Origin of the sequence: Microcoleus sp. AT8-A3 (assembly GCF_036705675.1) — a bacterium.
GTDB lineage: Bacteria > Cyanobacteriota > Cyanobacteriia > Cyanobacteriales > Microcoleaceae > Microcoleus.
On record NZ_JAUBVD010000030.1, the window covers coordinates 23,224 to 43,311 of the forward strand.

Consider the following 20,088-nt stretch of genomic DNA (forward strand, 5'->3'; position numbering starts at 1 on the left):
TATTGACGATTATTGTGGGTGAACCCGCCCCTACAATTCCCGAAATGATTAGTCCCAGCCGAAGTCTCGATCGCACAGTTGGGCTAGTCTTTGGTTGTGCGATCGAAAATATGCTCTCAATTGGTCGTATATTGTGTCGCTGATGGGGGGATATTGGGTGGCGTTGTATTTTTCGTAGGTTTGTAGTTGGTGGGGCGGCAATTCTAGAAATTCTAAGACGCTGTTGTATGTGCCGAAGGGATTGGTATATAAGTCTTCGCTTTTGAGGATTAAAAGTTGTGATTTGGGAAAAAGTTTTATCCAGGCTGGGAGTTGATCGGCGTAAATGCCGCGGGTTAGATAACTGTGGTGTTGGTGTTCGTAACTGTAGTAGTTTGGATCGGTTTGGAGTTTTTCTATTTCGCCTTTGAGTCTTTCGGGTTCGGCGGCGATCGCACTTTCTAATGATAGGGATTCGTAGCCTATTTTGATATAGTAATAATAGTGGGAGATTGCGCGTTCTACTGGGTTTCTCAGCAGGGCGATTATTTTAACTTTGGGACATAAATCATAAATTCGCTGGGGAACTTGGGGGTGACAGATATAGTAGGGGCTGGCTTCTCCGGTTAGTAGATTTTCGCTTGTTTGGGGCTGGGGAAATTGGGCGTAGTACCAGTCGGGGCTTTTGTCGAAGTTGAAGTCGAAGTAATGGATTTCTTTTTGGGCGGCGGGGAGGATTTGGGGATGTTGGATTAGGTAGTTGTACAGGGATGTTGTGCCGCCTTTTTGGGCGCCGATGATGATGAAGTCGGGGGGTTTGGGGGGTTGTTTCATGGGTGGGGATGGTAGGTTTATTTGGCGCTTGTACTGACAGTGTTTCGGATTTGGCATTTGTACCGATTGTCCGCCGGGGGTTAAAACCCCCGTCTCATAGCGCAAGTCCTTTGAAAAGGACTGAAGATGTATTTATATATCTAATATCTTAATATTTGATTAGTCCTATGCAAGAGGACTTTAGCTATGAGACGGGGGTTTTTAACCCCCGGCGGGCTGGGGCGCAAGACGAAAATTCGATCGCACTTGGGGGCATTAGGGCAATTCGATCGCACTTGGGGGCATTAGGGCAATTCGATCGCACTTGGGGGCATTAGGGCAATTCGATCGCCCAATTTAGATTCGATCGCGCTGACAGGCATAACGATTCGATGGGCCGATCGTGATTGTAGATTCCGGTGGTTGAAAAGCGCTAGCAAGGCGAACACAACAACAAAGCCGGCCAGACAAGGGCTGGGAAATACATGGGATACGATCGCGATCGCTGTTTTTGGGCGATCGCATTCACTCTGAGTCTGACTACGAATTTCAAAGGTGGTATCAAGCCCCCGCATTTATCTCGCGCAAGTCAATCGAAAATCTAAAATCCAAAATCCTCAAGAAAGAGCATTTATCTCGCGCAAGTCAATCTAAAATCTAAAATCTAAAATCTAAAATCGATTGACCCCTGACATTTCAATTTAACTAGATTAGAGTGGAGTTAGGAATATCTAATCCCTGCGGGGCAAATCTTTCGCGGAAATATATTATCGGCGGCGATTTTGGTTGTGGGTTTGTGGGTTTTATTTTTCAGCCAAGGTACAAATTTAAATTTGTGCAAGAGGCTGATATGCAGGTTGTGGAAAATGGGAACAATAAAGATGGGATTGTACTGTCGAGCAGTAACTACCAGCAATACCATCTCTGAAATTATTCAGGAAGGCGTCAATGTTTAAGAGCAAATTATCCAAAGTTATCGTATCCCTGCTGCGGCGGATTGCTGGTGTTACCAGATCCGGGGCGAAGCGGCTGATGAGAGCAATGCTGCAAACCCTGATGGCTATGGGCCGGAGGGCGAGACTGCCGGTGGCGGGGTTTGTGCTGCCGACGGTGACGATGGTGTTGCTGGTAGTGATTTTGTTGACTGTGGCGATTACCCTGCGATCGTTCGATCGGGCGAATACGGCGCGTAACGTGCGCGTGAACCAGCAGGTACTGGCGGCGGCGACTCCGGCGCTCGATCGGGCAAAAGCAAAAATTCAATATATGCTGGATCAAACTGCGGGTAGGGGTACTCCTTCCGATGAAGATTTGTACCTGACAGCAAACCCCATTGGTGGAACCGATTATTATACCTTTGGGGACGAAGAACGCCTTAAACTTCAGTATAACCTAGACGGTACCGGCGGCATAAGTCCCGATCTTGGCGTTAACGATCCTAATTTTAATCTCGAAAGCAATGAATCTATAAACACTGCTTGGAGATATCCCGTAGATACGAACAACGACGGCAAATTTGACACTTTTACGCTCTACGGCATATTTTTTCGCACCCCCCCAAGAGACGACGATAAGCTTAGCCCTACTGTGGGCGAGTTCTTAAGACAAAGAAAACCGCTGGAAGCAAGAACGCCGCCGATGTCGGTGGCAGGACTTAATCCTAAGTGCTTGCAGGGTGGAGGTACTGCTGCTAGTTTAGCGGGCGACTCAGGCTGGTACAGGCTAGATGGCAAACTTAAAAAAAGTTTTTTTGTTTATACAGTTAACGTACCCATAACAGATACCGAAGCGACCGCATTGGGTAGTAATTATCAAAAATTCACAGGCGCTTCTAGCATTTCAGCCTTGGAATATCAGCAAGACCAAATCCGCATTCCTATCGCCAACAACGCGGTGGTTTATGAAGACGATTTAGAAATATCGCCAGGGCCTCCGCTGAATCTAAACGGGCGGCTATTTACAAATAGTAATTTGCTGGTATCAGGGGCGGGTAGCGCTAACAGCATCAAACTGTATCAGGTCAGCAGCCCAGAGTCTTGTTTCTACGAGCAAGAAAACAGCAAAATTGTTGTGGCAGGCAATGTAGTAAATGGCGTGTCAACTGACAACGCGACCAAAAATGCAGTGGACGTACACCTTTACAAAAAAGCTAGCCTGCCTGGGAGCGGAAGAACCGCATTCATGCTGGGTAAAAAACTAGAAATTAAGACCAGCGAGGAATCAGCTAGCAATCCAACCTTAGACGTTCTTTACAACAACGAAGCCTATACAAAGCGCCTAGATTTGCTAGTAGAAGCGCAGATGGGACAAAACGGCAGCAACCCCGAGACTAACGATCCTTTGTTAGTGCAGCAGCGGCCTGACACCCAAGATCGCAAACAAGCGCTGACAGAATATTTTAAACAGTTCACCCGGAAGGTTCCTTTTGCGGAAGTGCCTCTGGTTGGAGGAGACGCAACGGCAGGGTACGGTCTTTCATGGGCAACACCGGCCGGAACCCCACCCATTCTAGGCACCCAAGACACCCTAAGACCTGTAGACAAATGGAGCCTTCCAAACTCTGCCGACACCAAAATCAACCTAAAGCCGGATAAGCTATACGCAACCAACCCCATACCAGAACCTCCTACTGAAGAAGAATTTCTGGGCGATCGCGTTGTGGCTGGCAACAACTTGCCAGCCCTGAGATGGGACGGTGCAAAATTTATCAACACGCCGGAAACAGTAGCAGCGAAGTGGAATCCGACAGACAGTGGCACTACGCGCGAACGATCGCCACAGGTGACGAAGCTCGCTGATGTGGGAGCGATCGATCGCGACGGTTTCTGGGAAAAAGAAGCGGCGAGATTCCCGGAAAATCCATTAGACGGCAATGGCGGCTTGCGCGTCATTACTGGTGCAGGGGTTTACGAGCGCAGAAATTCTTTCCTGCCACCACCCAGTTGGATAAATCCTACAGATGGCGCAACCTTAACTGGGGACACTGCTAGTTACGACGACCCAGCTACTCCAGGTGTGGAGGAGTTCCCCGTGGTTTGGCCGGACTCGATGCCGATGTCACCCTTGGGCCCTGGGGCGAAAGTTTACAATAATCGTCCTCTGGCTCCTCTTCCAAAATGGGTTGACTTTCCAGGTTCCACGCCAACAACCCCTCCCCCTCCTTATCCCCCCGGAGGGCTACCGCCATCGCTGCCAGTCGCCATAGATAACACGTCGATCGACCCCAGCACTCCCCAATATGCCAAGGGCGATTTGCGGATGCGGGCCACAGTAGTTTATCACTATGCAGATAACTTTTCGGCGAAGGGAGAGTTGAATGACAAACCGCTAGCCTGCGTCAGCAGCTATTACGACCCCAGCACGGCTTCGACAGCAAGAAATTTAAGTACACTTCCACCAGGAACAGATGTCAGCGGTCAGCCTGTAGGAGATCCTTTTGGAGAACTAGGGGTTCGCGGCGGTGAAATTGGTTCTAATAACGGCATCACCTACACCTCCCCAGGAGTGGGAGCCAGACCAAGCGGAACTGCCACAGTCGCTGCTAATGGGTTGTTGAGCGGTAGCGGAGATGCGAAGTTGGACGCGCAAGCTAATTTAGTCTTCCCTGACGGTCGGTTTGCCAACGGGCCGTTGAGAGAGGCTCTTCAGGTAGCGAAGGACGATCGCACTTTGGCACAAAAAGCTGCTATTGACTCTACTCTTTGCGCTCTGAGCATTCTTGATGGTACTATCGTTCCCGATCCTAACCCTAAGATTCCTCACGGGGCAATTAAAGAAGTAGCATTTTTGAACGGTCGAGAAATCAAGGCGATCGACCGCGATGACTGGACAACCAACGTTAACGAAGCCTTTACGCTGAGCAGCCCCACCACAGTTGCCCAAGCAGCAAAATTAACAGGGAACTACAATCTGCCTTTAGAAGAACGGGAACCCCTAGAAATTCGCGCCACTCGGATAGACATCAATGTACTGCGGCGAAAAACTCCATCTGTAGGGGGCGAGCCTTTACTGCCAAATAGCGGGATTATTTATGCCACTCGCGACGATGCGCTGCCCGATCTGAGTTTTCGCCCAGCTCTTACCGCAGGCGGCATAGATAAAAGTAGGAGCGAAACAGTCAGCCCCACAGATTCCCTACTAGATCCTACTCGCAAGCCCAACGGAATTTTACTTGTTAATGGTCGGGAGTTAGGTAGAGTTCCCAGCCCCACCAATCCTACTGTGGCGGATGTAGTCCTAGAAAAGGGGCTGACTTTGGCATCTAATTTGCCGGTTTATATCCAAGGTGATTTTAACCTTCACTCCCACCAAGAGTTTGATCCGGCCGGTGATTGGGGTAGCTTTTACGATCGTACAAACCTTAATCAGAACTTTGCCTGTCGCCCAAATGACCCCCGGTTAGCAGGTAATTGTACAACAGGCGATACTTGGCGTCCCGCAAACGTACTATCAGATGCAGTCACTCTGCTTTCACAAAATTACCGTTTTGGCTTCCGCAACGAGGGAGATTTTGACCTCAGAAATAATGCCGGTGCTGCTGCTGTAATGCCTCGCAAACAGCAAGGATTTTACAGCAACAACTTTGTCACAAACGGACTTTCCAGCGGGGCATTCACAGCTACGAGCGGCAAATTAGTCAACACAGGAGGCACAACACTTACGGATGCAAATTACGCAAACAACAGCAATCCTATTAACAGTTCTTACTTCAACAACTTCGTCACTCCAGTGCAGCGGCGCGGGACTTTCCCCGAGTATTTAATGGAAGTTTGTAACAAAATCCCCGTTTCTGCGTGTACGGATAGCGACTGGTTTGTAAATCCGGTGGGTTCTTTGAAGGCAAGTGCTAGCATCACCGCTGCACAATATACCGCCGGAGCCGGAACAACCGCTATCCCGCCAGCACCAGAACTGCAACGCTTCCCCCGCCGTGTTGCCTTTCAGAGAGGGGGAGTTTCTCGTTCAAGTGACCAACTGGATCTACCAACAAATGCTAATGATCCTGTGCCATTAGGGATTAGTGGCACCACAGTTGCTCCTGCTGGGCCTGGCACAAATCTAACACCTAATTCTCTGTGGTTTGCCACGACTGCTACATCAGGCGCTAATGCGGTGACTTACGGTTCAGAAAAATTTCCCTTTGTGTTTAACAAGGCTCTGAAGGACGGGAGCGGTGCAGATTTACCAAAATTAGTATCAACACCACCAGCAAACGTAACTGAAAGCTCGCAGCCGCTACTAATGCCGGTTTTGCAGATCCAAACTGTGACGGCCGCGCCGACTACTCCACCGACCAACTTACCATCAGGTTCAAATATCGTGGCCGCCACTGGTTGGATACCCAAGGCTGTAAAGACAACATCTAATATGGTCGTAGGCTCGAATGATACTCCTTCCCGAACGCTTGGTAGTGGCGTCGGTGACTCTAACGGCGGTGTGCAAAATTTGACCAGATTCTTGGAAAGCTGGGATGGAAACGTTGGATCAGTAATCCAGGGTTCCTTTATCCAGTTCAACCGGAGTGCCTACAGCACCGCGCCCTATATCCCGATTCTGAATCCGGCAGCTCCGCAGCAGACTGCTCAAACTAAATTGCGGAGTCTTTTCGAGTCATCGCCAAACCCACCGAGCCCACCTCCACCAAGCATCACTTACAGTGGCGGTACTCCATTGCCTTTTTACAGAACCAGTAACGCCAGCATCAACGTTGGTGGCAATGTGGTAGGTCGGCTTCCCTTCTTCATCCCGCCCCTTCGGGATTGGGGTTTTGACGTGGGTCTGCTATCTCAACCGCCCGACTTGTTTACCCGAAAGTTCACAACTCCTCCCTCAACACCCACCCCGGCTGAGTATTTCCGGGAAGTACCTCGCAATGACGACTGGGTAAAAACTTTGATGTGCGGAGTTCTAGAAGCAGATACCACCAAGAAAGCCACCGAAACCATCCCAACTGCCGACTGCCTCTAACCCTCTAACTATCCGCCGCGCAATTACTGGAGTCCTATTTATGACTAAGCAAAAACAACACCAAAATTTATCCCAGCCGCGAGATGGTGGCTACACGATTATCGAGTCATTGGTAGCGATGATTGTAGTTTCGGTGCTGATGATTGCGATCGCCCCCGTGATGGCCTTCTCAGTAGCAACTCGCGTCCAAGCGCGGCGGACAGAACTGGCAACGCAAGCGGCGAAAGCTTACATTGACGGTTTGCGATCGGAGTCAATTAAGTTTGGTGGCACAATAAAAGGGTTTCCTGCTAGATACACAACGACAAATCAGGAAGATTTGGCTAACGCACCAGTTCCGGGAAATAACGCCGATTTATACTGCGTTGACATGGATGGAGGAGGTTGTTCCCCCAGTAGCACCAAAGACTTTTACGTTCAGGGCGCTTGGCTAAATCCCGATCCATCTATAACTAATAACGATCCCACATTAAAAGGCTATCAGCTTTTAGTCCGAGTTTATAGGGCTGATTCCTTTGCTCCGGGTGTAACTTTGAATCCGACCCCAAAGACTGTGAAGCAATCTGTTGTGGGTTCTGGTTTGGGCGATCGGACAAGGCCAGTAGTAGAAATGTCTACAGAGATTCCCGCTACCGGAAATCCTTCCTATAAGTCAATCTTTGATCGCCTCGATCAACCATGAACTACTGTACACCCATAATTACAGTGAGTGTTATTAGATTAAAATCTCTCTCAACCACTCGACTAAGGAAGAAGTCAAAATGAAAAGTTTACTCAGGTTGCTTCTAAAAACTCAGTACCAGCGAAACCGCTCAGGGCCAGCTCAAACAGAAAAGGGCATGACTCTCGTCGAGCTATTAGTCGGAGCAATTATGGCGTTTTTAATCATTACGCCGATGCTCGGTTTTGTAGTCGATATGCTCAATACCGACAGGAGGGAACAAGTCAAGTCAAATACCGAGCAAGACCTTCAGGCAGCCGTTGATTTCATCGCCCAAGATTTGAGTCAAGCTATTTATATTTACGATAATAAGGATATTAATGTAGGAACTGCGGCTAATCCTGCTATCAGAAATAAACTTCCAGACAATGGAAATCCTAATAGAATTCCGATCCTCGTATTTTGGAAGCGACAACAGATTAAAAATTCTGTTCCTATTAACCCGACTGTGGCGGCAAGACCAAACACCTGCGATACTAGGCCTAATGAATGCAACGATACCTACGTACTTTCATTAGTTGCGTACTACCAGTTTAAGGACAACGACGTTACTTGGTGTCAACCTTTAGGAAACACTTGTCCTACCCGCATTGCCCGCTATGAAATTAGAGATGGAATAAAAAACCCGTCAACTTTGGCTTACTACCCTGACGCTGAGACAACAACTGGTCAAAGAAAAGATCCAGCTTTTAACGAAAAGTTCGACCCCAGCAAGCCAACACAAAATGTGACAGAGGTTGGGGAACTGGGAAATCCCCTATCGACAGCAACAAAGCCGGAAATTCTGGTGAACTACATCGACAACAGTACAGTTAACGTTCCACCTCTACCCGACTGTAAAACTACTCTTGGTGTCACAGACCCACCAGCACCAGCACCAGCATTAACTCCAACAGATTTATTAACAGCCGACGGCTCAACCAACAGCTTCTACGCTTGTGTAGATACCTCTAAAAACATAGCCAGAGTGACTATCAGAGGAAATAGTCTCCGCCGCCTTCAAGCCAACGATGCTGATTATGATGCCAATAAATCGGCATATTTCCCAACAGCAACCGTGCAAGTACAAGGTCTAGGTGCGCGAGGAAACTAACTGATGCCTGAAACACATTTCCGAATCGCTACCCGCCGATAAAAAATAGGAAAATACCATGAAAACCTCACCCATATTATTAAAACTTTTGCATAACTCGGCTGCCAAGCCCAGCCCTAATTTCAACAAAACTGCATCCAGAAAAGATGATGGAGGATTCACCCTTCTAGAAGTGCTCGTGATAGCGTTAATCATAGGTATATTTAGCTCGATCGCCGCTCCAAGCTGGCTGGGATTCATCACCAGACAAAGAGTTCGTACTGTCAACGATCGCGTTTTGCAAACCTTGCGAACTGCACAAAGCGAAGCAAAGCGAACTAAGAGCGATGTCACAGTTACATTCAATTACGATCCTAATGCTAATCCGCCAGTTAAGCCAACATATACGATCAATACTAATACTCCACAAAATTTGGATGCAGGAGGCGAAATAAAGCCCGGACAGGTCAAACTTTTTGCTCAAGCTAATGGAGTTGCCACAATCAAATCAATTACTTTTAATTACCAAGGCTGGATCACAAGCCCATCAATACAGAGCAGAACCCCACGACAACTAACTGACGGTTTTACAGTGACAATTTATCCACCCGATTCTCTACCTAACACCCCTGCTAAGCAGTGCGTAATGGTGGAAACTCTCATAGGAGGAATGAGAACTGCTGAAGGAAATGATTGCCCACCACCGCCCTAGCTTTCAATAAATTTAATCTTAATCTCTAACAGCAATTCCGCATAAGTTCTGAATTGCTAAAATCTATTAACTGAAATTATTTAATATTTCAAATCCTCTTAAAACAGTCAAAAAATGCAGCTAGAACTAAAACAAATAATCATCCAGCCAGGAAATCAACCATTACTCAAAGACCTAACCTAGCCGATGTTTGAAACCCTACTAATATCATTTCCGGTAACACCGAAATGAAGTTGACGGTTGACAGTTGACAGTGAACAGTAAACCGTCAACAGTCAACAGAGAACTCGAATTTACTATTCCGATGCTAACGAATTTGATATCATAACTGCTTAACTAACCAAGCGATCGCCCCTGCAACATCAGCAACCTGCTCAACATCGGGAATCGGCGGCCGCTGCACCATCACCACCGGAATTCCCAGTTCCCTAGCCGCCACAATTTTCGCATAAGTAGCACCGCCCCCGCTATTTTTACTAACAATAGTATCAATCTGATATTCTAATAGTAATTGGCGCTCATCTTCCAAAGAAAAAGGCCCCCTTGCTAATAACAACTTACCATTAGGAATAGGAGAATTGAGTGCCGGAGGATCGATCGCCCGCATCAAAAACCAAATAGCATCCAAACCAGCAAAAGCAGCCAATTCCTGCCTACCAATCGTCAGAAACACCCGCTGAGACAGCCCTAATAAAGCCCTTGCAGCCTCCGAGTGGCCCGCAACTTCAATCCAGCGATCGCCCTCCACCCTCTCCCAAGCAGGACGCACCAGCATCAAATAGGGCACATTACATTCAGCAGCCGCAACAGCAGCATTAGCAGAAATCCGAGCCGCAAACGGATGAGTAGCATCGATTAAGAAGTCGATCGGGCGATCGACTCCCTTGGCGTAGTCCCCGTAGGGGCGGGCCGAGCTAACGCGCAAAAACGCCGCCAGCCCAGCCGCCCCACCAAACCCCCCAATCCGCACCGTACCCGTTTTGGGGGTAAAAGGCTGTTGAGTGCGTCCTGCTAGCGAAGATATCACCTCAATATCAGCAATTTGAGACGCTCTCACCGCCAGTGCCGCAGCATCCCCCGTCCCCCCCAAAATTAGCAACCGTTTTTTCACCAAATTATACTTCTGCCTGCAATTTTCCTTAAAAACCGATGACTTGAGTGTCAGGAGGCAGTGCAGTTGCCTCGGAGACCTTTTTAAACACAGTTGCCTGCTCGTTTAAGGAATTAGGCCTCGCCTGTCCGGGATTCGTGCCTTGCAACTGAAGCCGCATTTGACCTTCGGGAGTCAACTCAAAAACAGTCTCAACGGTTTCTGTGCTGCTGAGGCCGACATCAATGTGCATCGGTTTTTCACCGAGATTAACTTTGTACCTCATTTCTTTGGCGCGGGCAGCTCCGTCGGGGCCTTTAGCCATGAGAAACAATTTGCCTTCTGGCGCAAAGACGAAGGTGAAAGACTGACCCGAGGCGACAGTGCCTTGCCATTGGCCTAGGAGTTGCTGGTCGAGGGTGCTAGCGGCCGGGGCTGCTGTTTCTTGGGCAATTGTTGGTGTTGCTGCGGATGCTGAACCGAGGGCGGCGTTGAAGCTAATGAGGATGCCCAAGCAAAGGCTACCTGCGATCGCTTTACCAATCATTTTTGAATTAGACATGAGACAGATCTAAAAATTGGTTATTTGTTTTGTACACTGTAGCCGTAAAACCGTACTTTGTTTAGTTTAAATCCCTTTTATGGATAGATATAGGTTGAGGTTCAAACCTACAACGCAGTTGTCATCCCCGAACTAAAGCTTTTTACTCGTTACCAGGCTTTTACTCGTTACCAGGCTCTTCCTGGTAACGCATATCCGCAGGAAGAGCCTCCCTAGTCTGGGCAGAGGCAGAGCCTCGCTTACATCGTTTCCCAGGCAGAGCTTGGAAGTTAACCAGTTATTGAAACTGATGCGAGTATTGCTATAATTGACTATTGCGATCGATCGCATCTCCAGATAGTTTAGCAAATCGATCCCATTAATAAGCTGTTCGACATCTAAATTGCATTTTTTGTGCGGGCTTTCTGGCCCAACCCCTACTCCCCACAACAACTTTATCAAGTTTTGACTGTGCAGTTTAAATGCAGGACAGCTTAGTCTTCATTAATTTTTTTCAGTATCAGCTTCGACTTGTTCTGTCGGAGATTCCGGCGCCGGTTCCTGTGGATTTCGCGATCGTTTCATTCGCTCCAATGCCTCTGCGTAAGACCAAGCCACGTTCACAATAAAAGCTTTCGCCATGCCGGACAAATTTTGTGCATCCTCGGTTTCAGGCGCTTCAGCTTTTTGGTTGCCGTCATTCATCATATTTTTGTTTTCTCCCGGCCAGGTTTTTATAGCGATTTTTTGCAGTCTGCGATCGATACCCACAAACTATGATTTTTCTTGCACCCGCACCCTAAGTATCTTTGAGGATATGACCTTGATTACCACAAATAATATCATCAATAAGCTGTGGAGCATTTAAACCAGTAACGAGGCTAAGCTAATACGCATTTAAATTGCATGGGGCAATAAATTTTCCTTCTTGTGGGGAGTAGGGGTTGGGCCGGAAAGCCCGCCCTCAACATACAGCATATTCCATGTATATGCGGTACATACAAGAAGAGAAACGCGAGTAAGGTGCGGATACACCCGTCAATCTGCAATCTTTATCAAATATGAAGGAGCGACGCACCCTACGGACTAACACCACACAATATAGCTGCTAAGGATCGCGAATTAAATAACTTACAATTTTAATTGTTATTGTGGGATGGGCGTCCCGCCCGTCCAAAAAGGATGGGCGGGACGCCCATCCCACTTTCAAGAGTGGAAGTTATTTAATTCTCATTCCTAATGTACTTTATGAACCAGCGAATATGCTGTAACATAAAAGACTTTCAACTCAAAAACCCAGTTTCACCTGAGAAACTGGGTTTTTGAGCATCTGTTCTAGTTTATGTATGGTCGCCTACTTGATTGCGTCTGCCGTATTAACTAGCTCAACCTATTTAAACCTCAAACTTTTCAGGTGTTCAGAAACTCGCAAGGGCGAGCACTCTTGGCTGCGCCCCGAAAGCAATCAGGTTTCTCAGTGTTATATTTTTTTAGTGGGAGCTACTAATCCTTTAATTCGCGGATACTTCTCTTAGCAGTGTCTTGATACATCTCCCCCATTTCTTTCACGGCTGCTCCTGCCTCTTGCCCAATCTTCTGAACTCGATCGCCTGGAGAGTCTGAGGTTTCGCGAGCTTCTTGCCTCCATTCCCGTGTTGTTTGGGGTCTTTCAGGATTGTTGAGCTCAGACTTTGAGCTGGCTTGCGCGCCAAAACCTTTGTTACTGCTTCCCGAATTAACATTGGTTGTCAGCACCAGAAAACCGACTAGGACAACACTCAAAAAACTCTTAATTTGAAAACCCTTAAGCAGGGAACTGATGCGAGCAATGGCTGTGGAAATCAAATTCATCTCAGTAATACTCCCTAAGTTGATTGGTGATAATTTTCAACATTTTTTCATCTAATTGACTCGCTCCAAATTTAGCAGCTAATGCGAGGTAAAGCCAACTTAGCTTTAACTTGCGATCGACCACCTAAATAGAGTTATAGGTTAGCGATAAAATCTGCTAAACACGCAACCTATGTGTCAGCCAATTAGCTTTTTCACACATGAATATCACCTTAACAGCAGCCAAATAGTTCTACCTCTAACTAAAGTCATAACTTAGTTAGAAGCAAAAAACATATTTTTATACACATGGTTAGACAATTTTTAATCAAGCATGGTATGCAGGGCAAATTCTTATTGCAAGCGATCGCCCGTTTTCACGTCAAACCAGTGCAGCAACTGAGGCGGAAAAACCAGCTCTACAATTTCGGAATTCCAGTGGCGGTCATTTGGCAGCAAAGCCCGCACCGTTACAGACTCCACACCTTTAACTCGGACGCTAACTAAATTTTGCATCCCCAAGTTTTCCACTAAAAAAACCTCACCTTTAATTGCCTCTGGGCCCGACATCTTGCCAGCCTCTACATCTGCAAAGCCGACGTGTTCCGGGCGAATTCCCAACACAATTTCTGGCGGCACAGTCGGCATATTTGGGAGTGGAACTCCAAACTCCCCCAACTTAGCAAAATTTCCCTGGCATTTAAGCACTAGCAAATTCATTTGCGGGCTGCCCACAAAACCAGCTACAAACTGATTTGCCGGACGAGTATAAATTAAGTGTGGCGGATCGAGCTGCTGCACGTTGCCGCTGTTGAGAACTGCGACTTTTGTAGAAAGCGTCATTGCTTCGGTTTGGTCGTGAGTTACGTACACTACAGGAGCTTTTTGTGAGGAAAACAATTGTTTAAGTTCGGCCCTAACTTTTTCCCGTAATAATGCGTCGAGATTGCTCAAAGGTTCGTCGAGCAAAAATACTTCCGGTTGGCGCACTAATGCGCGGCCGAGGGCCACTCGCTGTCGCTGTCCGCCTGATAGTTTTCCTGGTTTGCGATCGATTAATTCCGTCAATCCCAGGGATGTTGCAACTTCCGTCACTAACCGATTGATTTCGCTGGAGGAGATTTTGCGAAGTTTGAGGCTCGACGCCATATTCTCGTATACTGTCATGTGCGGATACAGCGCGTAACTTTGAAAAACCATTGCAATATCCCGATCGCCCGGTCTGAGATAAGTGACATCGCGATCGCCAATTCTAATCTCGCCTCTAGTCGGCTGTTCCAACCCTGCAATTAACCGCAGCGTCGTAGATTTACCACACCCCGAAGGCCCCAGCAACGTCAGAAATTCCCCTTCGCTGACATCCAAACTAATGTCTTTCACGGGAACAACTTTAGGGCTGTAGGTTTTATTGAGGTTTTTGAGTTGCAATTTTGCCATGATTTTTAATGGGTAATTGGGAATTGCTAAGAACAGCACGACACGGATAAACACGGATACACGGATTAATCTTTTGTTGCTTGTTTGACTACTGACTACTGACTACTCTCCAATCTAAAATCTAAAATCTAAAATCTAAAATCGATTTATCCCTTGACTGCACCCGCTGTTAAACCCTGAACAATGCGCCGCTGGAACACCAAAACCAGCAAAACCAAGGGCAAAGTTCCCAAAACGGTAGCTGCGGCGATCGGGCCGTAAGGAATCTCAAAGACTGACACCCCGCTGAGTTGAGCAGTTGCGACGGGAATAGTTTTCAGAGATTCGCGAGTCATAAATGTCAGTGCAAAAATAAACTCGTTCCAAGCTGAAATAAACGTCAAAATTCCCGTTGTGACTAACGCTGGAAATGTCATCGGTAGCACGATTTGCCACAGCATTTGAAAAGTGTTGTAGCCGTCAACTTTAGCCGCATCTTCCAAATCTTTTGGCAACTGTTGAAAGAAACTTCGCATCACCAAAATTGTCAGCGGCAAATTGATAGCAGTGTAAGGAATAATTAAGGCTAAATAATTATTGCCTAAATCCAAAGCTTTGACAATTTCCAGCAGTCCCAAAAATAGCAGCACCGCCGGAAATAGCGTTACAATCGTCACACTTGCCAGGATAATTCTCTCGCTCCACAGCCGCAACCGGGCTAAAGCGTAAGCTGCAGGAGCGCCTACAGCCAAACACAGCAATGTTGAAGTAATCGAAACAAAAGCGCTATTTAAAATGTAAAGTGCAAACGGGCGGCGCTGGAACAGCGACAGGTAATGCTCGAAAGTAATTCGTTTGGGAATGTAGACGTTGGGAATCGCCGAAATATCCGCATTTACTTTGAAAGAAGTTAGTACCTGCCAGATAATAGGTGCGAGAAAATATGCGACAATTAAGAGCGCTGAGATTGGCAAGATTAATTGCCGGATGTTAAAGGTTTTTTTGCTAGGTTGTTCGCGGGCGATCGACATAATTTATACCAATGAAAGGAAAAATTTAAACCGTTCAGCAATCTAAAATCTACAATCTACAATCCTCAAATCTAAAATCTAAAATCTAAAATCTAAAATCAATTGATGCGGGCTCTCGATAACAGATAAGTGGCGATCGCAACTGCTGCCACTAACATCAAAAAAGTACACACCACCAAAGCCGCCCCATACCCAAAGTCTAAATACCTCATTACCGTGCTGTAAATGTAGATAGAAACCGTCTCCGTTGCCCCCGCCGGCCCCCCTCCCGTCATCACCTGAATCAAGTCAAAAATGCCGAAAGATTGGGCAAATCGAAACAGCACAGCAATCACAATTTGCGGCATCAACAGGGGCACAGTAACTTGACGGAAACTCTGCCAGCTACTAGCGCCGTCAATCGCGTGGGCTTCGTACAAATCACCGGGAATTGATTGCAATCCCGCTAGCAAAAGCAAGCTGACAAAGGGCGTAGTTTTCCACACATCCGCTGTAATCACTGCCATCATTGCCAAAGTCGGATCTCCCAGCCAGCTAATGCTATTTTGAATCAATCCCAATCGCCTCAAAATGTCGTTAATTACCCCGTATTGGTCATTAAAAATCCACGCCCAAGCTACTCCCATCAATGCAGTGGGCAACGCCCAAGGTAGCAGGGAGATTGTGCGAACAATGCCGCGCCCTGGGAAGGATTGATTTAAGACTAAGGCAATGCCCATACCGAGAATTAATTCCAGCACAACAGAGGCGACAGTAAATACAGTGGTGTTGCCTAAAGTTTGCCAGAAACGCCCGTCGCCTAACATTCGACTGTAGTTAGCAAAACCGGAAAAAACCAGTTTTAATTCTGTACCGAGGTTTTGGGTGAATAAACTCAGCCAAAAAGCCCGCAATATTGGGTAAGCAAATACTAGCATCAGAATTATCAAAGCTGGTGCTACTAATATCCATCCGGTTTTTTGTTCGCGCTGTCGCATCTTGTCTAATTGCATCTTGTTCACCTTTAATTTATTTTTTGGCGGGCCAGAAGCCCAACCCCTACTCCCCACAATTGAATTAACTGGTTTGTGGAACAGGCATCTTGCCTGTTTCTAACTCTTTGTGGAACAGGAATCTTGCCTGTTTCTAACTCTTTGTGGAACAGGCAAGATGCCTGTTTCTAACTCTTTGTGGAACAGGCATCTTGCCTGTTTCTAACTCTTTGTGGAACAGGCATCTTGCCTGTTTCTAACAGAGACAAGATGTCAAATTTACGAAGCTTGGGGTTGTTTCAAACTGCCTAATAAATTACGAGTTTCGCTAGCTGCTGCTTTCATTGCTTGTTCTGCACTCATTCTCCCGGTAAAAGCTGAACTCAAATAGCGCTGCAAAATATCAGAAGCTTGAGCGTATTGTGCCAGAGGCGGGCGCAAAGATGATCGTTCCACTACTTTTAGCAGTTGCGGGTAGTGGGGATATTTGGCGACTATTTCTTTGTTGGTAAATAGGGATTTGTAACTGGGAACTAAACCGGTTTGTAAAATAAATTTGCGCTGGGTTTCCTCGCTGGTAAGATACTGAATTGCTTTCCACGCTTGTTCTGGATGTTTTGAGGTTTTGGCAATTCCCCAGCCCCAGCCGCCCAAGCAGGAACCGCCTGTTTGACCGATACTGCTGAGCATTGGCTCGATCGCAATTTTACCTCTAACATTCGATCCTTCGGCATTTGCCAGCTTCCAAACATAGGGCCAGTTTCGCAAAAACAGCGCTTGGCCGTTTTGAAACAAAAGCCGGGTTTCTTCTTCTCCGTAGGTGGTGACACCGGGAGGAGAAATGCCAGAGGCGATCGTATTTTTGAGAAATTCCACTGCTTTAATTGCTTCTGGTTTATCTAACCCAACTTCAAAAGTTTGCGGGTTAGCCCAAAAGCCACCAAAACCGGAGAGCACTTCGACAAACATCGCAGATACTCCCTCGTATTGTTTACCTTGCCACAGATAACCCCAAGTTGCTTTTCCCTGTTTTTGCAAGTTTTGAGAGATTTTTACCATCTCTTCAAAGGTTTTCGGGGCGGGAATTTTCGCTTGTTCTAAAATGTCTTTGCGGTAATAAAGCATTCCGGCATCGGAAGCGTGGGGAATTCGATAAAGTTTGCCCCGATACCGCCCGCCTTCGACGTTTCCTTGGATAAATTTTGATAGTTGTTCGGGGGGAATTCTGTCTGTCAAATCGCTTACCCAACCTGCGGCTGCAAATTTGGGAACCCAGACAATATCCATGTTGATGATGTCGTAGGGCGAGTCGCCTAAAAGAAAGGCAGATGTGTAAAGATTTTCTATGAGATTGCTGTCAAAAGGCCCTTCTATGAGGTTGATGCGAATGTCGGGGTTTTTCTGTTCAAATTCTTTGACAAAGGGTTTCCAGTTAACAAGGTCTTGACCTTGCATTAACATGGTGATCGCGACTGGCTGTTGAGTCAGTGCCGGCAGAATAAATAAAAGCAAGACGGTGGCTAATGTGACAGCGAATAAGGCTAAAAGACGGGGGCGCTTCTGGCTTCGTTGCTGCGGGGAATTTATTTTTTGCATTTGCTTTTGAGGAATGGCGGTGCGATCGCCTTATTTCTCTCATAACTCGCTTTCTTTTGTTTCGCTGGATTTAGCCAGTTTGTGCAATAAAAATTTAAGTAAACTTTAGCTTACTTAATAATGCTTGAGTGAAGAGTACACATTTTGATTTAAGTAGGTGGAAGGGGAGTTGAGTAGACATCTATCTATAGAGAGATATTGAGAAAATTGTCTAATATATAGCAATCCTAAATCATTTGTGAATTTCTTACTCCCTCCCCTTGGTAAGGGGAGGGTTGGGGTGGGGTAAAAAGTTGACGACTCATTTAGGATTGCTATAGCAGTTGTCAATCGGATGAAACTCACATCTTGCACCATTGTCAAGAACAGGCTTTTCGGCCTGTTCCACAATGAAATTCATCTCTTGTGGAACAGGCCGAAAAGCCTGTTCCTAAACAAGTAATTGAGAATTGTGCAATATCTCAGATGAAACAAAGTAGGGACTTACACCCAGCCTAAGTCCCTACAGATGCTCGCATCCAATCTATATTTATCCCTACTTTTAAGCATTGGTATAACTTTTGTCGATCGCCCGATCGACGATCTATTCTCCAATAAAAACCCGGTTTCTGAGTAAATCCTAAATACAAACTAAGGAATGAGAATTAAATAACTTCCACTTTTGAAAGTGGGATGGGCGTCCCGCCCATCCCACAATAACAATTAAAATTGTAAGTTATTTAATTCGCGATCCTACATACAAAAAACACCGCTCCTCAAAACAGGAGAACGGTGTATAGGGGGTGTTATGGGTTGTTGTCTGGGATTAACCTTAACAAATTACGATCGGCTGAGGCTATGCCTTGTGATGGTTAAAAAATTGGCACAAACCTGCACGATCGCCCGTTGCTCGATCGACCGCGAGCGATTAGCCCAACCATTCCACAACAGCATCCTGCTTGGTATTGGTGCGCCGTTCTGGGGTTTCGCGGTTGAATTTCAAGTGGATGGCGCGGTTTTGTTCGCCGTCTGCTGCTACTGCAAAAATCGGATAGTCGATTAAGCCGTCTTGGAAAGACATCTGGAAGCGGAAAGTGCCGTCAGGATTGAGTTTAATCGGCTGTCCGCCTACGTAGACGGTAGCGTCAGGCTCGGTGGCGCCGTAGACAATCAGTTCGGCATCAGCAACTAACCAGAACTGGCGGGGGCGCATCGGGGCGGCGAAGCCAACTCCCGACATACCGACACCGGACATACCGAAACCTGACATGGTGAGACCGGACATACCGACACCCGACATGGTGAGGCCGGACATACCGACACCCGACGCGGTGAGGCCGGACATACCGACACCCGACGCGGTGAGGCCGGACATGGTGGGAGCCGCCCACATTCCGACGCCGGAGGGGAACACGTAGGAACTGAGAGCTTGTTCGTGGATGCCGACTTGCTGGACGGAACCGGCGACGTGCTGCATGGAACCGAAGACAGAACCCGCTACGCGCAGGGATTCGGCAGATTCTGCCATGCCGAAGATTTGTTCGTAGATGGCGTTGCTGGTGCTGTAACCACCGCCATTGACTGCTTTTGCGAGTTTCTTGGCCGGAGGAACCAGTTCGGCGAAGGTTTTGCCCTGCAATTCTTCTTCCCAGTCGAGGGTGATGAATTGATCTTCAATCCAGTCGCTGGGATAGACGGGAGGAACGCGGACTTCAGCCGATCGAGCTAATACCAGCCACCGACCATCTGCACAGCGGTAGCCGATGTCGATCGCGTAGTCCCGATCGCTCACGGGGATTGGCACGTACCATTCCCGCGCCAGTTCGTCGCAGGGATATTCTTGAATGCTGTGCGGGCTTTGAGTGTCGAGGTTAACATCTGTAACGTCGTAGATCCGCAGGGCGAGTTGCTGTCCTCCTTGGCGACGCAATTCTTCTTTGCGATCGTTGGGAATGTCCCAGTAAGTGTAGGCCCATTCTGGGTCGCGGGGCATTAAAACCACCCGGCTTTCGCCGTAGCCGTTGGGCAAATCTGCTAAACCTTCATCTACAGACGACAAAGAACCGCCTGTTCTATCTTCTTGACCGAGTTCAAACTTTGCTGCTTCCACTGCTTCTTGTGCCTCTAGTTTGCGAGATGGGCTGTAGGAAAATTTGGTGCGCTGAATTTCTTGAATTGATGCCAGGAGTTGCGATTTCCGCATCCGGCTGTAGCGAGAGACTCCACATTCGCTAGCAACTCTGCGGAGTTGTCGCAAAGTCATCTCTTCTAATGGTGGGCGTTCTTTTGCCATGAGTTGGTTCTCCACTAATTTAGGATGGCGGGTTAGATTTTTTCTTCCAACACAAATGTGTTGACTTTTTGAGTTAG

At 47.2% G+C, this 20,088-nt stretch carries 15 protein-coding genes; 4 read left to right on the forward strand and 11 right to left on the reverse strand.

Going from position 1 to position 20,088, the window contains the following annotated elements:
• Positions 1 to 48: 48 nt before the first annotated feature.
• Both QUB51_RS17930 and QUB51_RS17935 read right to left on the reverse strand, forming a co-directional pair.
• Entirely contained in the window at positions 49 to 870 is an 822-nt protein-coding gene (locus QUB51_RS17930; RefSeq protein WP_333262583.1) for a sulfotransferase domain-containing protein, read from the reverse strand.
• Positions 871 to 1,097: 227 nt separating this feature from the next.
• Entirely contained in the window at positions 1,098 to 1,367 is a 270-nt protein-coding gene (locus QUB51_RS17935) for a hypothetical protein (RefSeq protein WP_333262580.1), read from the reverse strand.
• A gap of 373 nt (positions 1,368 to 1,740) precedes the next feature.
• Between QUB51_RS17935 and hpsA the strand changes: the two genes are divergently transcribed.
• The 4 genes from hpsA to QUB51_RS17955 all read left to right on the forward strand — a co-directional run bounded on the left by hpsA (position 1,741) and on the right by QUB51_RS17955 (position 9,264).
• A complete protein-coding gene (hpsA, locus tag QUB51_RS17940; protein ID WP_333262577.1) occupies positions 1,741 to 6,759 on the forward strand; it encodes a hormogonium polysaccharide biosynthesis protein HpsA in 5,019 nt (1,672 codons plus the stop codon).
• A gap of 40 nt (positions 6,760 to 6,799) precedes the next feature.
• Positions 6,800 to 7,441 (forward strand): hormogonium polysaccharide secretion pseudopilin HpsB, encoded by a 642-nt coding sequence (gene hpsB / locus QUB51_RS17945; protein WP_333262574.1) that lies wholly within the window; start codon positions 6,800 to 6,802, stop codon positions 7,439 to 7,441.
• A gap of 79 nt (positions 7,442 to 7,520) precedes the next feature.
• Positions 7,521 to 8,573, forward strand: a complete 1,053-nt coding sequence (hpsC, locus tag QUB51_RS17950) for a hormogonium polysaccharide secretion pseudopilin HpsC (protein ID WP_333210595.1) — start codon at positions 7,521 to 7,523, stop codon at positions 8,571 to 8,573.
• A 58-nt stretch (positions 8,574 to 8,631) separates the two neighbouring features.
• Positions 8,632 to 9,264 carry a type II secretion system protein gene (locus QUB51_RS17955; protein ID WP_333210597.1) on the forward strand — a complete coding sequence of 211 codons (633 nt, stop codon included), beginning with the start codon at positions 8,632 to 8,634 and terminating at the stop codon, positions 9,262 to 9,264.
• A gap of 322 nt (positions 9,265 to 9,586) precedes the next feature.
• On the opposite strand, the gene QUB51_RS17960 is transcribed toward QUB51_RS17955, so the two are convergent.
• The 9 genes from QUB51_RS17960 to QUB51_RS18000 all read right to left on the reverse strand — a co-directional run bounded on the left by QUB51_RS17960 (position 9,587) and on the right by QUB51_RS18000 (position 20,011).
• Positions 9,587 to 10,375 (reverse strand): cobalt-precorrin-6A reductase, encoded by a 789-nt coding sequence (locus tag QUB51_RS17960; protein ID WP_333262603.1) that lies wholly within the window; start codon positions 10,373 to 10,375, stop codon positions 9,587 to 9,589.
• A gap of 28 nt (positions 10,376 to 10,403) precedes the next feature.
• Entirely contained in the window at positions 10,404 to 10,916 is a 513-nt protein-coding gene (locus tag QUB51_RS17965; protein ID WP_333233439.1) for a hypothetical protein, read from the reverse strand.
• A gap of 483 nt (positions 10,917 to 11,399) precedes the next feature.
• Positions 11,400 to 11,666 carry a hypothetical protein gene (locus tag QUB51_RS17970; protein WP_333303915.1) on the reverse strand — a complete coding sequence of 89 codons (267 nt, stop codon included), beginning with the start codon at positions 11,664 to 11,666 and terminating at the stop codon, positions 11,400 to 11,402.
• 732 nt (positions 11,667 to 12,398) lie between these two features.
• Positions 12,399 to 12,746: a hypothetical protein gene (locus QUB51_RS17975; RefSeq protein WP_333233442.1), complete on the reverse strand. Its 348-nt coding sequence runs from the start codon at positions 12,744 to 12,746 to the stop codon at positions 12,399 to 12,401.
• Positions 12,747 to 13,079: 333 nt separating this feature from the next.
• A complete protein-coding gene (locus tag QUB51_RS17980; protein WP_333262567.1) occupies positions 13,080 to 14,162 on the reverse strand; it encodes an ABC transporter ATP-binding protein in 1,083 nt (360 codons plus the stop codon).
• Between the two features lie 146 nt (positions 14,163 to 14,308).
• Positions 14,309 to 15,172: a carbohydrate ABC transporter permease gene (locus QUB51_RS17985; protein ID WP_333056003.1), complete on the reverse strand. Its 864-nt coding sequence runs from the start codon at positions 15,170 to 15,172 to the stop codon at positions 14,309 to 14,311.
• 98 nt (positions 15,173 to 15,270) lie between these two features.
• A complete protein-coding gene (locus tag QUB51_RS17990; protein ID WP_333056004.1) occupies positions 15,271 to 16,164 on the reverse strand; it encodes a sugar ABC transporter permease in 894 nt (297 codons plus the stop codon).
• A gap of 258 nt (positions 16,165 to 16,422) precedes the next feature.
• Positions 16,423 to 17,739 carry an ABC transporter substrate-binding protein gene (locus tag QUB51_RS17995; RefSeq protein WP_333262564.1) on the reverse strand — a complete coding sequence of 439 codons (1,317 nt, stop codon included), beginning with the start codon at positions 17,737 to 17,739 and terminating at the stop codon, positions 16,423 to 16,425.
• Positions 17,740 to 18,646: 907 nt separating this feature from the next.
• Positions 18,647 to 20,011 carry a DUF4912 domain-containing protein gene (locus QUB51_RS18000; protein WP_333056006.1) on the reverse strand — a complete coding sequence of 455 codons (1,365 nt, stop codon included), beginning with the start codon at positions 20,009 to 20,011 and terminating at the stop codon, positions 18,647 to 18,649.
• Positions 20,012 to 20,088: the final 77 nt, after the last annotated feature.

Excerpts from the sequence above, each read along its gene's own strand:
- QUB51_RS17930 (WP_333262583.1), bottom strand. The coding sequence starts at position 870 with ATGCCAAATCCGAAACACTGTCAGTACAAGCGCCAAATAAACCTACCA.
- QUB51_RS17935 (WP_333262580.1), bottom strand. The coding sequence starts at position 1,367 with ATGCGGGGGCTTGATACCACCTTTGAAATTCGTAGTCAGACTCAGAGT.
- hpsA (WP_333262577.1), top strand. The coding sequence starts at position 1,741 with ATGTTTAAGAGCAAATTATCCAAAGTTATCGTATCCCTGCTGCGGCGG.
- hpsB (WP_333262574.1), top strand. The coding sequence starts at position 6,800 with ATGACTAAGCAAAAACAACACCAAAATTTATCCCAGCCGCGAGATGGT.
- hpsC (WP_333210595.1), top strand. The coding sequence starts at position 7,521 with ATGAAAAGTTTACTCAGGTTGCTTCTAAAAACTCAGTACCAGCGAAAC.
- QUB51_RS17955 (WP_333210597.1), top strand. The coding sequence starts at position 8,632 with ATGAAAACCTCACCCATATTATTAAAACTTTTGCATAACTCGGCTGCC.
- QUB51_RS17965 (WP_333233439.1), bottom strand. The coding sequence starts at position 10,916 with ATGTCTAATTCAAAAATGATTGGTAAAGCGATCGCAGGTAGCCTTTGC.
- QUB51_RS17975 (WP_333233442.1), bottom strand. The coding sequence starts at position 12,746 with ATGAATTTGATTTCCACAGCCATTGCTCGCATCAGTTCCCTGCTTAAG.
- QUB51_RS17980 (WP_333262567.1), bottom strand. The coding sequence starts at position 14,162 with ATGGCAAAATTGCAACTCAAAAACCTCAATAAAACCTACAGCCCTAAA.
- QUB51_RS17985 (WP_333056003.1), bottom strand. The coding sequence starts at position 15,172 with ATGTCGATCGCCCGCGAACAACCTAGCAAAAAAACCTTTAACATCCGG.
- QUB51_RS17990 (WP_333056004.1), bottom strand. The coding sequence starts at position 16,164 with ATGCAATTAGACAAGATGCGACAGCGCGAACAAAAAACCGGATGGATA.
- QUB51_RS17995 (WP_333262564.1), bottom strand. The coding sequence starts at position 17,739 with ATGCAAAAAATAAATTCCCCGCAGCAACGAAGCCAGAAGCGCCCCCGT.
- QUB51_RS18000 (WP_333056006.1), bottom strand. The coding sequence starts at position 20,011 with ATGGCAAAAGAACGCCCACCATTAGAAGAGATGACTTTGCGACAACTC.